Genomic DNA, 15,493 nt, shown 5'->3' on the forward strand with positions numbered 1-15,493 from the left:
CTCATTCCTCATTCTTCCCTGTTCGTCACCATTGCTATCGTACGGTCACACACCTGCAAAGCTGCCGGCCGGTGTGTAACGATCAGGACAGTCCGATCTGTCATTGCACGGAGATTGGAAAGCAGCCGTTTCTCTGTCTGTTCATCCAGTGCACTTGTCGCTTCATCAAGGATCAGAACCGGATGTCCGGAATAAACCGCCCTTGCAACTGCCAGACGCTGGATCTGCCCCTCCGATAATCCATGTCCCTGTTCTCCAAGTGAAGTTTCCATTTGTTCCGGAAGCTGATAAACAAATTCTGCACAGGCAGCTTTGAGTGCCTGTGTCAGCTTCTCCGTGTCGATATGCTCACCAAATGCCACCGCTTCTTTTATTGTTCCACTCATCAGATGATTTCCCTGCGGCACATAAGCAAACAGCGAGCGGAAGCCTGCATGCATCTTATACCTTTCACTGCCAAGTATTACGCTGCAGTCTCCGGAATCCAGTGCATACAGACTCATTAATATTTTAAGCACTGTACTCTTTCCACACCCGGAGGGTCCGGTCAGTGCCAGAAATTCTCCTTTTGCGATATGCATATTAAAATGCTCCAGAACCTTTCTTTCACAGTGATCTGAATCTGCCAATGCTTGAACTCCCAGCAGATCCGTATCTCTCCGATAAGAAAAGGAGCCGTCTGTGATCTCAAGTGCCGTAAATGATTCCTGAAAACCGGAAGGGCTCATCTCTGATCCGGCTCTATCCGGTTCAAAGGTTTCTGCCTGCATCAGCCGTTCTGCACTGGCAAGGCAGGCAAAATATTTTGGGAAATACCCAGACAGATTCGCAAACGGTGTCTGGATCTGTGCGACAAGCTGAAGCACTGCTATAAAGGTTCCATAGGAAACCTGTCCTTTCAATATTCCATACCCACAATATATGGCTCCCAGAATATAAGCTCCATTCATTGCTGCACCGAACCCGATATTACAGATATTGGAAAATCTGTTTTTCTTCATCCGGCTGCCCTGATGTGCATTCATATACCGGTCTGCTTCATCTGCCGTTTCCTGTTCTTTTACGAATGTGTGAAGGATCACCAGACCGGATAACCGTTCCGATAAAAAAATCCGTAATCTGCCATCTGCCTCCTGCACTTTTTTATGCAGACGTTTCAACACCCGTCGGAATATCCAGGTCAGAAAGACAAGCAGAAGACCTCCCGGTATCAATACATAAGCAAGTTCCGGCATAATACCGATCAGCAGAACAACCGCGATCAGGATCCGTGTCAGCATCCCGCATACACCGGGAACGATCTGCGCCAGTCCATCCGCCACGATCACGGTATCTGAAGTCAGGCGGTTCATCCATTCTCCGGAATGGATCTGTGTGACTTCGCGGTAACTTCTTCCCATAAGTTCCGAAAACAATCGTTTCTTCCAGATATTTTCATAAGTTGACCGTGTTTTTTCTTCCAGATAACGGTCAACCGCCCGGAACGTGATCTGCAGGATCACAAGCAGTACAAGTCCTGTTCCCGCTGCCACAAAACCGGAACGTTCTCCTTCCACCGCATGATCGATCAGATTCCGGAGCAACAATGCGAGCAGGCCGCCGGACATACCAAGAAGGACAGATATTATAAGCAGGAAAACGATATAATACCGCTTTCCTGCTATACCCTGCCACATCCATACAAATGTTTTCCTGTTCTGTTCACCCTGCATCATCCTGCTTTGTTTCTTCATCTGCTCTTACCCATTTTCCTGCGCAGCCGGGCAGCTCTTGCCTTTACAAATAAAATACCTGCCCGGATATAAAAAAGATCACACCATATATGCACATACCATCTGTATCGCTTATCCGTAACCGGAATCTCTTTTCCATCCCGTATCACCCCGGTAAGCACTCCGATAATATCCGGATCCGTAATATCATATTCTCTCCTGTAATTGTGATCCCCACAGATCACATAACCATCATTTCTTACAGAAAGTATCCTGTGCAGGATATAATGATCTCCCCTTTTATAAAGCACCGCATCATACTTTTTAAGCCGTCCTTCCGGTCTGGCCTTTATGATCATAATATCACGATGTTCCCGAAGGAGAGGCATCATACTGCGTCCTACATTGGTATATATAATGGTTCCATATTTGTTTAACTGTTCCTCATAAGTAGAACAGCTATCATATCCCTGTTTCTCCGTTTTCATTTTCTCTCTTTTTGCTGTTCCGGCTTCTTAATATTCGATCGCACCAATGGAATCCAGCTTCTTCAATATTCCCTTCACATCCCTGCGGACAACAGCCTCCGATGCATCATATGCATCTGTCATTGCATGAACGATATCATCCTCTGTCACAGTTTTTTTCAGACATTCTACGATAAAGCCTGCTGTCTCATTGCTTCTGACCAAACCGGAAAAGCTGTCGGTTCCGGCAGCTACCATGATCTGTTCTCCATCTGTTTCATATGTAATAAATTCATCTTTTAATTTCATTTACCGCTCCATTATTTCTGTATATTTTCGTTTTGTTGTTTTATATGTTTTTAATCTGCATAATCTATATCTGTATTCATTCCATTGTAGGAAGTCTCCACTGCCCGCATGGACATATTGCAGCCTAGCCGGTACAGCTTTGTTTTATCCATGATCTGCTCCGCCAGACGGATTGTCGATGATAATACCGCCGGCTGATCTGAACGATAACTCTGCTGTAATATCATCTTCCATGCATCCCGCTTCCTGATCTGTTCGATATGATTGACCGTATCCCGTTCCAGAATACATACTGCCTTTAATGGAACCATGATGTTGTTCTGCAGATGATCCTTGCCCGCCCATGGGGTTCCGCATGCCAACACACCTTTGCCGGTTACTTTCAACAATGGCTTATCGTCATTTACCATCACAGCACGATTTCCAAAATATTTGCGCCACAGCTTGGTATGTGTAGATTTTCCGGTTCCACTCTTCGCCGTGAACAGATACGCTTCTCCATCCACCGCTATCACCGAACCATGAAATAACAAGGTACTGTATGCGATCATCTGATCTGCGATCTTCCGGTATAACGCCAGCGTTTCCAGATATGCATCACTGTAGTATCCAAACCACGGTCTTCCCGGTCCTTTCCTTCCACCGGCCTGTTCCTGCTTCTCCGACCGATCCCGTTCCGCTGCGATATCCCTCTGTGTGATCATTACCGAAAATGCCTCCGGTCCCGTTGTCAGGTAGTCCCGGCAATATTCTCTTGTGCTTCTGTAATTCGCATAGATTTTTATCGTTACATCCGCAAGCCGAATCCAGAATATAAATTTTTCATTTTCAAATCCCATCTTTTCATTTTTCATGTTCCACATACCACCATCATTTAAAATACTGCCTTAGTTTACCACACAGTAAGGACAGCGTGCAATAAGAAAAAAGACACCCTCGTGGCCAGGGTGCCTTCAACGCTATAGCAATTTAATGTATTGTGTTAAATATTATTTAACTTTGATCTTGATTGTCTTTGTTGTTGCTTTGTAGTTCTTTGTTGCAGCAACCTTAACAGTTACTCTGTAAGTACCTTTCTTGATACCCTTAGCCAGAGTGATCTTGCCATTCTTTACAACAATCTTCTTTGAGCTTCTCTGATAAGTTACTTTAGCCTTATCCTTTACACCAGAAACCTTGAATGTATAAGATTTAGCTTTCTTCTTAAATGTTGAAGCTTTCTTGGTCTTATAACCGTTTTTAACTGTCAGCTTCTTCTGAGTTGCCTTCTTAATTGTGTATGAAGATGACACTTTTCCGGCATACTTGCCCTTACCAGTGATCTTTACTGAGTAAGTACCAGCATTTTTGCCGCTTGTAACCTTAACAGTATAGTCTGTACCAGCCTTTAATGTTACTTTCTTGCCGCTCTTGGTTTTATACTGAACCTTGATCGTCTTAGGAGTCTGTTTCTTACCTGTATAAGTAAGTGTAGAACATGTAATTGTTGTGTTCTTCTTTGTTAACTCCTGTGAAGTAACTGACTCTGTTGCAGCCATTGCTGTACATGGAATCATAAGAGCGATAACCATGATAATAGCAATCAGCTTCTTTAAATTCTTCATATTGAGTTTTCTCCTTCCTAGCACATTTTCGGATAAAAATCGTTCTGATCATTTTGAAAACTGAAGTTCTCTCACCACTTTAACCAGAACATCTATGATAAAACAGCCGTCTGCCACGTATCGGCCGAATCATCCAACCTGTGTCCATCTGCCAGATCCTGTTGAACGGATCCGCTATCTATCTGGATCTGTTCTATTTTCCGCTTTTCTGGTCTTTTCCATAGCCGTATCCATAGCCATAGGATTTATATTTTCCATAATAACTCTTGTATGCACGTCCGGATACTTCTACCCGGTTCAGGATCACACCCAGCAGTTTACAGCGAACCTGTTCCAACTGCTGCATGGATTGTTTTATCACGTTTCTGGACGTTTCACCACTACGGACAACAAGTACTGCACCATCACATAAGGAAGCAACCTGTGCAGCATCTGCGACACTGCCAAGTGGCGGCGAATCTATAATCACATATCTATACTGCTCTGCCAGTTTATTAAGCAGTTCTGCAAAACGATCATCCTCCAATAATGCAGATGGATTCTCTAACAGATTGCAACATGGCACGATATAACCATTTGGGATATTTGTTTCATATACAACATCCTCATATTCTGCCTGCCCGGACAGATAATAACCCAGATCCTTGATCTCGCCTTCTGTCTGGATATTATGTCTGCTCTTGATCACTGATTTTCTCAAATCCACATCAAGAAATACAGTCGGAAATCCGGCTTCTGCCATCATCTTCCACAGATTCATGGAAATGGTACTTTTGCCTTCATTTGGCAGACTACTTGTGATCAACAACTTCTTTGTATTTTTTCCACAAAACTTGATATTTATACGAAGCCTGTTCATTGCTTCTTCGACAGCATACGGCATTTCTTTAAAATCAATATTTATCTTTTTCATTTGCTTCGTCTCCCTTTCAATCCAGATTTTGTTTCTCCATATTCAGAGCCGTCCTCATTCTGTCCCAGTGACTCACTGTCTGGAATTGAAGTAAGCGGAACAATTCCAAAGTATTTTTCCATATCGGATGCTGTATGGATCGTATCATCCAGGAGATATCGTATGATCAGGATCAGACAGTAAATAAATGCGCCCGCCAATGCTCCGATCAGTGTATATTTCAGATAACTTGGTCCTGCCTTCTGATCCGGTATTCTTGCAACCTGAGCAATATTCGGTGCATTGGTACTCATTGTATCCGGAAGATATTCTACCGCGATCTCAGCCAGTGTGTTTGCTATGTCTTTTGCCTGCTCCGGATCTGTGCTTGTAACTGTTATCTTCAGTACTCTTGTATCCGCCGGATTCTCAAGTACGATCATCTGTGCAAGCTCTGCCGAATCCATTGACAAATTCAATTTGGAGATTACCTGATCCAATACAGGATAACTGAGCATTAATTCCTCATAATCCTTTGTCAGCGACATACCAATATTCAGATCGGACAGATTTACAACGGAATCCTCCGATGCAGATACGACATACAGTTTTGCGGTCGACTGGTACGTCGGTTTGATCATAAAATATGCATATGCATTTAACAGGACTGCACCAAGCAAAAATGCAAGTATGATAAAATGCAACTTATCCATCAGTGCATATCCCAGATCGACCAGATCTATCTCTTTATCGTCATCATCAACGGTCACCATCGTCACCTTATTGATCTTTTCTTCTTTTCCATTGTCCGACATCGGTACTTTTTTATTTTCTGCGCTCATGTTCTCCTCCATCCAAAGTATCTCTATTCTGTATATTCTTTATAAAACAGCTCTGCGATCGCTGCATTCAGACTTTCCTCATCTGCCTCAAAGGTAGCGAAATCAAGTTCATCCAGCCCTTCTGTTCCGGAAATAGATACCTCGCCCTCATCCTTCTCTTTCACAACAAGAAGTGCCAGCTTGCTGAATTTATTTGCCGATATATTCGTCACCATATAATCTCCCAGTGCATTGTACAGATCCAACGGATAGGTACTGTCTGTCTGACATTTCTCTTTTATATTTTTCTTAAGCCCTTCCATATATACGGACTGACGTTTCATTCTGTTTTCATTTGTTTCATCAGCGACATCCCAACGGTCATGTACATAATGTACCGCCTGCTCATCACTGAGCTGAACCGTATCTCCAATCTTAAGGGATGGATCCACTTTGGAAAAATCATCCTCAATCGTAACTGTTACTCCTCCTGCCATATGATTGATGATAGAAATTGCTCCCATATTTACAGCAGCATATCCGTCAATCTTCTGACCACCAAGCAGCTCTGATACAGCATCCACGGTATTCTCGCAACTGGCTTCCAGTCCATCTCCGCTTGCATGTGCAAGTGCAATCTGTACAACAGAATCGCCCAGATAAGAATTGTCGAGATCCAGGGATTTTACATTTGTCAGTGTATTTCTGTTGATCGCCAGAGTCTTAAATGTCCCTTCACTGATATCTCTGACCATCAGCATAAGCACATCACTCTGCCCGGATTCTCCATAGTCCTCTGCTTTTTTTACTTTATCCAGTGAATCGATACCCATGAACAGATAGGTCTCTATATTCTTCTTCGGAAGATATTTCTTGCCATTTATACGGACAACTCCCTGCTCTGCCTCATATGCCTCCTGCTTCCGGAGCTTCTGCCGGTCAATTGCCCGGAACACAATAACTGCCGCTAAACAAAATATGATAACTGCTGCAATAGTAATTGTCAGTTTTTTATATAATTTCAGTTTTTCCTGTCTGGAATGTATCCTGTGTGCCATCTTTCTTTCTCTGATCAGAACAGGTTTCCTATCAGATCAGATCCTCCTGTCGGCCATGTTTTTTCACATATGATAAGTGCTGTCAATATAATAAACAGTATAATACTGATTATGATCGCTACTTTTTTTGACATCTGTCTATCCTCCAACCTTTTATCTCAAACCAAGAAGCTGACATCCATATGCATCAATCTCTGCAAGAATGTCTGCACCTGCTTTCTTTTCCAGTCTCTGTCGTCCCTCCATCAGATTCGGAGGGCGATGATGAACTCCATGACAGTCACTTCCCAGAATATGTGCCTGCCTCTTTTGAAACATGCGGATCAACATCCCGCCCTGTTTCCAGTCTGACAAACTTTCTGCATTGATCTGTATGGTAACCGGAAGCTCCATCAGCTTTTTTATGTACGGCTTATTCCCTGAAATCTTCATAAAGCGTTCCAGATGAGCGATAATGATCCGGAGTTGTCTCTCATGGATCAGCTTTTTTACCTGTAAAAGATCTTCATCCGTCCACGTCCGGAACGGCATCTCAAGCAGCAGAAGCTCTGTTCCCTGGATTGTCAGCCGGTCAACCTTATCTGCATCTCCGATTCCATCAAAAAAAGCAACTTCCGCTCCAAGCAGAAGCTGTGGGGTATCCGATATGTTTTCAGTCGTTACTGCCTCTATCAGGCTTTGATATGCATGTTCCCGTTTTTCAAGAAAATGTTCAATTCGATCCTCGTCCGCATAAAAGTGCGGTGTCGCGATCATTCTGTCTACACCGGCATTCCGACTGAGCCGAAGCATCTCTATGGATGTTTCTATATTTCTGCTTCCATCGTCAATTCCCGGAAGAACATGGGAATGGAAATCGATTACTTCCATATTTTACTGTAACCTTTCTTTTTAAGCCATTGAAATTATATTCCAGAAGCGAACAGATATCACAGCCACTCTTTTTGCACTGCGAATTTAGAAATTGCTTTCATTTTTATTTTACCCTGTCTCCCCTGTATACCCACACCAAGTGCGTTCAATAATTTCACATGAAATTATGCCACATCCGCCTTTTAATGTAAAGGTATAAGGAATATTTTCTACATTTTTACATCAACACAGCACGCATGTGGCCTTTTTATTGTCTTATTTTTATATCTTATTTTTCTCTTTTTAATTCTTTTAATGCTCTGGATAACCTGATTGGATTGCCATACCGAAGTGTTGAATTACGGAAGATCTTACCTCCCAGAACACCCATACCGATCACCGATATATATAAAATTATTGCTGATATAACAACTTCCCATGTTGCTACATCTCCCATCGCAACTCTTGCAAACATTGCACTGTAAGAACTGATCGGTAGATAAGAACAGATCCTGATGACCAGTCCGTCTACATTTGTCAGGTTCATCAGTACGACAAAATACACGATCATTACGATCATCTGCGCCGTACCGGCTGATTTGTTCAAATCCTCGATCTTAGATACCAGCGCCCCAAGTGCTCCATACATAAATGCATAGAACAGGAATCCACCAAGGCCGAATACCGCAAATGCGATCAGAACATCAGATGGGATATTTAATACAGAACCCATAAAGCCGCCCCAGTAGTCTTTATTAAAGTTGTATGAAATCAACAGGGCTGCCATGATCAATCCGACCTGAAAGAACGTAGCAACTGTTCCGGCAAATACCTTTCCAAATAAAATATCTCTGGAGTTCGTTGTTGTTACCAGAATCTCGATCGAGCGGTTGCTCTTTTCATTTGCCACACCAGTTGCGATCGACATTCCATACATAACGATCAGCATGAAGATCACGATAACCAGAATATAACAATACCAGTAATTGCTTGTGCTGTCCTTACCGAGGATAACTTCTTTTGCCTGGATATCTGCATAATCAAGACTCATAAGTTCATCAAAATCCAGATCATGTGCTTCACTGTACTGTTTCTTGGACAGCATGGACAGATAACTGTCAAAGGTACTGGTGTAATCATCAAACATGCCTTTATTATAAACATAATAGGTATATTCTGACGTACTATAAACTACATAACCAAGTTCCGCATCTTCACTTTTAACCAGCGACTCTACTTCTGCTGCATCCTTACATTTCTGCAGCTTAACATCCGGATATACCTGCGCCAGCAAACCTTCATCCATAATACCGGATGCATCATAATATGCATATACGGATTCATTCTCCTGATCCGATTCATTCTCTGCATCTGTCTCTTTATCAGACGAAGGACTTCCACTTGTAAACGATTCCTTAATTCTCGGTGCGAACATGATGCCTACGCAAAGAAGTGCCAGTAAGATCGTTGAAATCAGATAGGATTTACTGCCAAAATAATTACCGAGTTCAAACCTTAATATTGTACCAATCTTTTTCATATATCTTAACCTCTCTTTCCAAACAGACCCTTTTTCTGCTTTGGTTCAAATTCAGAAAAAGAAGTTCCGATATTATTTTTTTCTTTTATATCTTCCGGTGTCTCCTCATCTCCGACTGCCGATACAAATATATCATTCAGGGAAGGCTCATAAACTCCATAGCTCCTAAGCCTGATTCCCAACTCTTTAAAACGGGAAAGCACCTGCCATTCATCCTGTTCCGGCAGAATCTGTGTCACAACATGATGCTTGTTATGGCTGATCACCTGCACCTGATCTGCAAACTTATCACGAAGAATCTGTTCCAGTTCTTCCGACTCCATTCCAACAGCCGCAACTGCTTTATGTCCTTTTCCGTATTCTTCCTTGATCTTGTCAAGGTTGCCTGCCAGTGCCACTTCACCATGATTGATCACTACGATATCTTCACAGAATTCTTCCACATAGCTCATCTGGTGGCTGGAGAAGATAACAATCTTTCCGTCTGCGATCAGTTCATTTATAACATCCTTTAAGATCTGGGAATTCACAGGATCTAAACCGGAAAACGGCTCATCTAAGATCACGATGTCAGGATCTGCTACTAATGTTGCTGCAAGCTGTACCTTCTGCTGATTACCTTTCGATAACGTATCCAGTTTCCGGTTCTCGTACTGGATCACATCCAGACGGGTCAGCCACTTCCGCATATTCTCTTCCGCCTGCTTCTTATTCATCCCACGAAGCTTTGCCAGATATACTAACTGCTCACTGATCAGACGTTTCGGATATAAGCCACGTTCCTCCGGCAGGTATCCGACCTGCCCCGGCTGATAGACAAAGGGGGCTCCATCTAATAAGACCTGACCTTCATCTGCATGGAAAACATCCATGATGATCCGGATCGTTGTGGTCTTTCCTGCGCCATTTCTTCCCAACAGTCCGAGTGCGCTTCCACCCTCTACCGAGAAATTGATCCCGTGCAGGATTTCTGTGCCATCAAAGCTCTTTTTGATGCCCTGTAATTCTAATTTCATATCTCTCTCCTTTTTATGAACCGACATTCATATCCCTGTTATGAATGTATGATCAGTTTCAGGTTGCAATTTCCATCTACTATATCATAATTCAACTCTGAAACAATCTTTAATAAGCTTAATTATCGTTTGTAACGGTTCATATTTTCCTCTATTCCAGTTCTATTCGAAAGTAAGGAAATCCTCAAATTCTATCTCGGATGGCAGTCTCAGATCCCCTCTTGGGCTTACCGATACCGTACCGACCTTTACGCCATCCGGCATACAGTTACGTTTAAACTGCTGACGGAAAAATCTGGTATAGAATACCTTCTGCCATTTCTTTATCTCTTCATCTGTAAATGTATATGCTTCTATTTTCCCATCTTCCGAAGCTTCTACACTCTGTCTTACCGCTTCTTTACAAAGGTCATAGACATCTTCCGGCTCCATACCATAACGCAGTGTGTAATACAAGAAGAAATCATGCAGGATATAGGATCCAACAGTATCCTCTGTCTTCTGTGCGATCGTTCCATCCGCATTCGGCGGAAGCAGTTCAGGACTTACCGGCGTATCAATGATATCCTCGATCACGTCCTTGATTCCCGGGAATCCATTTCGATCCATATCATGTCCAACTTCATCTACCAGAGTCCGGACCAGAGTCTTCGGGATGCTGGTATTCACCGCATACATGCTCATGTGGTCTCCGTTATAGGTACACCAGCCAAGTGCAAGTTCTGACAAATCACCGGTTCCAATCACAAATCCGCCCTCTTTATTGGCTACATCCATCAAGATCTGTGTCCGCTCTCTCGCCTGACAGTTCTCATATGTAATATCATGTACCGTTTCATCCTGCCCGATATCTGCAAAATGCTGACGGACAGAATCTACGATGCTGATCTCCCGGATGTCACATCCAAGCAGTTCCATAAGCGTTGTTGAATTGCTTTTTGTGCGTTTCGTCGTTCCAAATCCCGGCATCGTGATACCGGTTACTGTCTCCGGTGGCAGTCCGAGATTCTTTACTGCCTGTGCGGATACCAGAAGTGCCAGCGTAGAATCCAGTCCACCGGATACGCCAACAACGATACATGACGCATGTGTGGCTTCGATTCTTCTTTGCAGACCTGCAACCTGCATTGCAAAGATCGACCGGCATCGTTCCAGTCTGTTCTTTGATGGAACAAATGGTGTCATGGAAACCTTTGCGCATACTTCTTTTTTCTCTGCAAATACCTTCTCGCAGTTTACTGTCATGTATTCTCCGGCTTCAAAATTCCGTTTACACTCCGCAAAGGATTTATTTGCCAGACGATCATGGCGGATCTTTGTCATATTAAAATCACGGATCAGGATTCCATCTTCAAATGGCTTGATCTCGCCTAATAATTTTCCGTTTTCATACATCAGATTGTGTCCGGAAAATACCATATCCGAGGTTGATTCATAGGCTCCGGCTGATGTATAGACATATCCACAGATACAGGAGGATGACATACTTCCTGTCAGTGTTCTTCTGTACTGTTCCTTTCCGATCACTTCATTGGATGCCGACAGATTGAGCAGGATCTCTGCTCCCTGAAGTGTCAGCAGTCTTCCCGGTGCGATCGGTGTCCAGAGATCCTCGCAGATCTCCATGCCAAATGTAACATGCTCCTCCTGCTGATTCGGATCCGTCATCTCGATCAGGATGGAATTGCCAAATAAAGTTTCCGATCCATCTGCCAGTTCAACTGTCCGGTTCTCTACACATCTTCCACTAAACCACCGTTTCTCATAAAACTCTCCGTAATTCGGCAGGTAGATCTTCGGAACGAGTGCGAGCACCATTCCGTTCCATAAAAAAGCTCCACAGTTAAATAATTCTCCGTCTACTTCATATGGCACACCGACAACAAGTGCTGCGCCCTTTTTGCCATATTCTGCTGTCATTTCCGCCAATTGTAACAGTCCTTCTTCTGCCCTGTCGATCAGATGACGGTTCACAAACAGATCCCCGCAGGTGTATCCGGTCAGTGACAGTTCCGGCGTCACAATAACGTCTACCTGTTCTGCATAGGTTCTATAAACTGTTTCAAGCTCCTTACAGTTCTTTGTTACATTACCAAGATGTACTCTTGGTGATACGGACGCGATTCTTACTAAATGTTTCATCATCGTTCTCCTGAATTATCTGTATATTTTCGTATCATTTGTTCTTTGATATCCGGCATCATCTGTTTACCGGCTTATAGTCTAATTTCCCTATTTCCCGGGAATAATAGGCGTTTCATTATCTCCGGTTATAACGTCTCCACTCGTACAAATGATATCCTCTGTTTCAAATTCTACAATATTCATCTGTGGCGTTTCGTATTTCTTCATAAACTTTGCCTCCTGATTTTGTTTTATATTATATATTATATTACTTACTTTCTGCAGCATTTGTTGTTATCTTTTCCTGAAGCCCATTAATATGATCAGTGACTTCTATCTTTTCCGGCTTTTTAGCCAGGTATTACAACCTTATCTAATATCCCGGTCAGATACGCGATCACCACACCATAATTGGTCATCGGGATCTGTTGCTCCTTTGCATGATCGATCCTTGACATAATATATTTGCGATTAAACATACAGCCCCCACACTGTATGACAAGATCATACCCCTGCAGATCATCCGGGAAATCCGTTCCACTGACTATATCGATCGTCATATTTTCTCCATACCGTTTCCGCAGCATCTTAGGAATCTTTTCCCGTCCGATATCTTCTTTTAACGGTGCATGTGTACAGCACTCTGCAATCAGCACATGGGATTCCCCATTCAGCTTTCCTATCGCATTTGCACCCTCTATATAATATTCGATATCTCCCTTATGTGCGGCAAATAACACAGAAAAGGAAGTCAACATAGATTTCTTAGGCTTATGCTCATAGACATAGGCAAATACCTGTGAATCCGTTATAATCAGCTTCGGTGCCTCTGTCAGATGGGATAAGGCTTCCACATACTGATCTGTCGTCACGCTCATAACAAGGCATTTTTTATCTAACAATTCTCTCAGTGTCTGCACCTGTGGCAGGATCAGTCTGCCCTTCGGTGCCTGAATATCCTGCGGCATAACAAGCATGACCAGATCTCCCTTTGTTACCAGCTCTCTAAGGATCGAAGAAGCACCATATTGCTCCGGCAGGTTCCGTACAAGCTCTTTTCTTACCTGATCCATACCGTCTCCAGTCGCGGCACTGATAACAATCGCACGCTGTCCTGTCTGTTGATACAGCGTTTCATTTACCTTTTCTGTATCATTCCGGATATCTGCCTTACCGATCACCCATATGACAGGTGTCTTCTTTTCCTTAAACTGTTCATACCAGTGAAGTTCCTCGTCCATGTCAGTATCTGCAAGCAAAATGATCGCTATATCTGTTTTCTCGGCTGCAAGCCTTGTCTTTTCCAAGCGTTCCTCCCCAAGCTCTGTCGCATCGTCAAAGCCCGCTGTATCGATCAAGGTACAAGGGCCAAGCGGATAAACTTCCATTGCTTTGTACACAGGATCAGTGGTTGTCCCTGCAACATTCGCTACGATTGATATATTCTGACCGGAAAATCGGTTGATAAAAGAAGATTTTCCGCTGTTTGTCTTTCCAAATACTCCGATATGAAGTCGATTGCCCGATGGTGTCTCATTTAACCCTGCCATGTGCTGCCCTCCCTGTTGTTATACGCTGTCTGCTTCAGCATTTATCTGCAATCTCTGTTATCTGCAATCCTTTCATCTGTTAAGATCGCTTCTTCCTATCATCTGTTAGAACCGGAAGTCTCTCTGTCCTTCTGCAATATCATGTATATGATCTGCCGTGATCTGTCTGACATTCTCATTCGGGATCCGGGCAAGCTCACGTTCGATCAGCTCCAGACCGATCTGCTTCGTCTCAGGACTTGCATAATCTTCCAGATATTCCTTCAGCGTCATAAGAGCATTTGGATGACAGCAGTTTAAGATCTGCATACTCTTACAGAGTGCCATAAACCGGTCTCCGGTTCTTCCTGCTCTGTAACATGCTGTACAGAAGCTTGGTATATAATCCATCTTCATCAGCCAGTTCACAACCTGATCCAGCGTTCTGGTATCGCTGACATCGAACTGAGCCGATGTGATATCTTCTGATGTCTCCGGGATATCATATCCGCCTACACTTGTTCTCGAACCTCCACTGATCTGTGAAACACCAAGCGGCAGCACTTTCTCACGAACTGCCTGACTCTCTCTGGTTGATATGATCATTCCCGTATATGGTACTGCAATACGGATCAGTGCGCAGATCTTTGCAAATGTATCGTCACTGATTCCGTTATCGAATACATCCGGGTCGATATCATCTGCACGTTTGATCCTCGGAACACTGATCGTATGCGGACCTACCCCATGAACCGCTTCCAGATGCTCTGCATGCATCAGTAACCCTGCAAATTCATACCGGTACATTTCCAATCCGAACAGTACACCAAGTCCTACATCATCGATACCACCTTCCATGGCACGATCCATGGCTTCGGTGTGGTAATCGTAATCATGCTTCGGACCTGTCGGATGTAATTTCAGATAGCTTTCCTTATGATAAGTCTCCTGAAACAGGATATAGGTTCCGATGCCTGCATCCTTTAACTTCGTATAATTCTCAACTGTTGTCGCTGCTATATTGACATTGACACGGCGGATTGCGCCGTTCTTATGTTTGATACTGTAGATTGTATTAATACATTCCAGAATATATTCGATCGGATTATTCACAGGATCTTCACCGGCTTCGATCGCCAGACGCTTGTGTCCCATATCCTGAAGTGCGGTAACCTCTCTTACGATATCCTCCTGTGTCAGCTTCTTTCTTGCAATATGTTTATTCTTGCTGTGATATGGACAATAGACACATCCATTCACACAATAATTGGACAGATACAGCGGCGCAAATAACACGATACGATTTCCGTAATAATCTTCCTTGATCTCCCTTGCCAGATCATACATCTCCCGGATCTTATCCGGCATCTCACAGGCCAGCAGCACAGACGCTTCTCTGTGCGTCAAGCCCTTTTTTAATCTGGCTTTTGCAAGGATCTCATCAACCATCTGTACGTTATCTTTATTCGCATCGGCATATGCCAATGTCTCTCTGATCTCTTCATCTGAAATAAATTCTTCTGCTTTTAATGATTTTACATCATACACTTGTATCTGCCTCTTTTCTTC

14 protein-coding genes are annotated in these 15,493 nt (G+C 43.3%); all 14 read right to left on the reverse strand.

The annotated features are described in order from the left end of the window. Positions 1–8 precede the first annotated feature (8 nt). Entirely contained in the window at positions 9–1,733 is a 1,725-nt protein-coding gene (locus tag WKT03_RS08135) for an ABC transporter ATP-binding protein (RefSeq protein ID WP_118674355.1), read from the reverse strand. After that, complete coding sequence (locus WKT03_RS08140) at positions 1,730–2,200, reverse strand: hypothetical protein (RefSeq protein ID WP_117822002.1); 471 nt, start codon at positions 2,198–2,200, stop codon at positions 1,730–1,732. The genes WKT03_RS08135 and WKT03_RS08140 overlap by 4 nt, the downstream gene beginning before the upstream one ends. Before the next feature lie 27 nt (positions 2,201–2,227). After that, complete coding sequence (locus WKT03_RS08145) at positions 2,228–2,488, reverse strand: PqqD family protein (RefSeq protein ID WP_262529871.1); 261 nt, start codon at positions 2,486–2,488, stop codon at positions 2,228–2,230. Between the two features lie 50 nt (positions 2,489–2,538). Then, the gene (locus tag WKT03_RS08150; protein WP_262529870.1) at positions 2,539–3,342 is read right to left on the reverse strand and encodes a hypothetical protein; all 804 of its coding nucleotides are present in this window, start codon (positions 3,340–3,342) and stop codon (positions 2,539–2,541) included. Positions 3,343–3,477: 135 nt separating this feature from the next. Beyond that, positions 3,478–4,092: a hypothetical protein gene (locus tag WKT03_RS08155; RefSeq protein ID WP_262529868.1), complete on the reverse strand. Its 615-nt coding sequence runs from the start codon at positions 4,090–4,092 to the stop codon at positions 3,478–3,480. A 193-nt stretch (positions 4,093–4,285) separates the two neighbouring features. Next, the gene (locus WKT03_RS08160) at positions 4,286–5,005 is read right to left on the reverse strand and encodes a CpsD/CapB family tyrosine-protein kinase (RefSeq protein WP_021944103.1); all 720 of its coding nucleotides are present in this window, start codon (positions 5,003–5,005) and stop codon (positions 4,286–4,288) included. Further along, a complete protein-coding gene (locus tag WKT03_RS08165; RefSeq protein ID WP_262529867.1) occupies positions 5,002–5,826 on the reverse strand; it encodes a YveK family protein in 825 nt (274 codons plus the stop codon). Before WKT03_RS08165 ends, WKT03_RS08160 begins: the two co-directional genes overlap by 4 nt. A 23-nt stretch (positions 5,827–5,849) precedes the next feature. Continuing rightward, positions 5,850–6,863 carry an LCP family protein gene (locus WKT03_RS08170; RefSeq protein WP_021944101.1) on the reverse strand — a complete coding sequence of 338 codons (1,014 nt, stop codon included), beginning with the start codon at positions 6,861–6,863 and terminating at the stop codon, positions 5,850–5,852. 153 nt (positions 6,864–7,016) lie between these two features. Then, entirely contained in the window at positions 7,017–7,733 is a 717-nt protein-coding gene (locus WKT03_RS08175; protein ID WP_117807296.1) for a CpsB/CapC family capsule biosynthesis tyrosine phosphatase, read from the reverse strand. Positions 7,734–8,004: 271 nt separating this feature from the next. Beyond that, positions 8,005–9,255: an ABC transporter permease gene (locus tag WKT03_RS08180; RefSeq protein ID WP_117785808.1), complete on the reverse strand. Its 1,251-nt coding sequence runs from the start codon at positions 9,253–9,255 to the stop codon at positions 8,005–8,007. 5 nt (positions 9,256–9,260) lie between these two features. After that, positions 9,261–10,271 carry an ABC transporter ATP-binding protein gene (locus WKT03_RS08185; RefSeq protein WP_021944097.1) on the reverse strand — a complete coding sequence of 337 codons (1,011 nt, stop codon included), beginning with the start codon at positions 10,269–10,271 and terminating at the stop codon, positions 9,261–9,263. Between the two features lie 162 nt (positions 10,272–10,433). After that, a complete protein-coding gene (locus WKT03_RS08190) occupies positions 10,434–12,413 on the reverse strand; it encodes an NAD(+) synthase (RefSeq protein WP_340391508.1) in 1,980 nt (659 codons plus the stop codon). A 332-nt stretch (positions 12,414–12,745) separates the two neighbouring features. Then, positions 12,746–13,945 carry a [FeFe] hydrogenase H-cluster maturation GTPase HydF gene (hydF, locus tag WKT03_RS08195; RefSeq protein WP_340391509.1) on the reverse strand — a complete coding sequence of 400 codons (1,200 nt, stop codon included), beginning with the start codon at positions 13,943–13,945 and terminating at the stop codon, positions 12,746–12,748. Positions 13,946–14,050: 105 nt separating this feature from the next. After that, positions 14,051–15,472, reverse strand: a complete 1,422-nt coding sequence (hydG, locus tag WKT03_RS08200; RefSeq protein WP_340391510.1) for a [FeFe] hydrogenase H-cluster radical SAM maturase HydG — start codon at positions 15,470–15,472, stop codon at positions 14,051–14,053. Positions 15,473–15,493 lie beyond the last annotated feature (21 nt).

This window comes from Coprococcus sp. HCN-4056, assembly GCF_037892645.1.
GTDB classification, from domain to species: Bacteria; Bacillota; Clostridia; order Lachnospirales; family Lachnospiraceae; genus Coprococcus; species Coprococcus ammoniilyticus.

What these genes read in the sequence shown, in the direction of transcription:
- WKT03_RS08145 (WP_262529871.1), bottom strand. Translation starts at nt 2,488, where the DNA reads ATGAAATTAAAAGATGAATTTATTACATATGAAACAGATGGAGAACAG.
- WKT03_RS08170 (WP_021944101.1), bottom strand. Translation starts at nt 6,863, where the DNA reads ATGGCACACAGGATACATTCCAGACAGGAAAAACTGAAATTATATAAA.
- WKT03_RS08175 (WP_117807296.1), bottom strand. Translation starts at nt 7,733, where the DNA reads ATGGAAGTAATCGATTTCCATTCCCATGTTCTTCCGGGAATTGACGAT.
- WKT03_RS08185 (WP_021944097.1), bottom strand. Translation starts at nt 10,271, where the DNA reads ATGAAATTAGAATTACAGGGCATCAAAAAGAGCTTTGATGGCACAGAA.
- WKT03_RS08140 (WP_117822002.1), bottom strand. Translation starts at nt 2,200, where the DNA reads ATGAAAACGGAGAAACAGGGATATGATAGCTGTTCTACTTATGAGGAA.
- WKT03_RS08160 (WP_021944103.1), bottom strand. Translation starts at nt 5,005, where the DNA reads ATGAAAAAGATAAATATTGATTTTAAAGAAATGCCGTATGCTGTCGAA.
- WKT03_RS08150 (WP_262529870.1), bottom strand. Translation starts at nt 3,342, where the DNA reads ATGAAAAATGAAAAGATGGGATTTGAAAATGAAAAATTTATATTCTGG.
- WKT03_RS08190 (WP_340391508.1), bottom strand. Translation starts at nt 12,413, where the DNA reads ATGAAACATTTAGTAAGAATCGCGTCCGTATCACCAAGAGTACATCTT.
- WKT03_RS08155 (WP_262529868.1), bottom strand. Translation starts at nt 4,092, where the DNA reads ATGAAGAATTTAAAGAAGCTGATTGCTATTATCATGGTTATCGCTCTT.
- WKT03_RS08165 (WP_262529867.1), bottom strand. Translation starts at nt 5,826, where the DNA reads ATGAGCGCAGAAAATAAAAAAGTACCGATGTCGGACAATGGAAAAGAA.
- hydF (WP_340391509.1), bottom strand. Translation starts at nt 13,945, where the DNA reads ATGGCAGGGTTAAATGAGACACCATCGGGCAATCGACTTCATATCGGA.
- WKT03_RS08180 (WP_117785808.1), bottom strand. Translation starts at nt 9,255, where the DNA reads ATGAAAAAGATTGGTACAATATTAAGGTTTGAACTCGGTAATTATTTT.
- WKT03_RS08135 (WP_118674355.1), bottom strand. Translation starts at nt 1,733, where the DNA reads ATGAAGAAACAAAGCAGGATGATGCAGGGTGAACAGAACAGGAAAACA.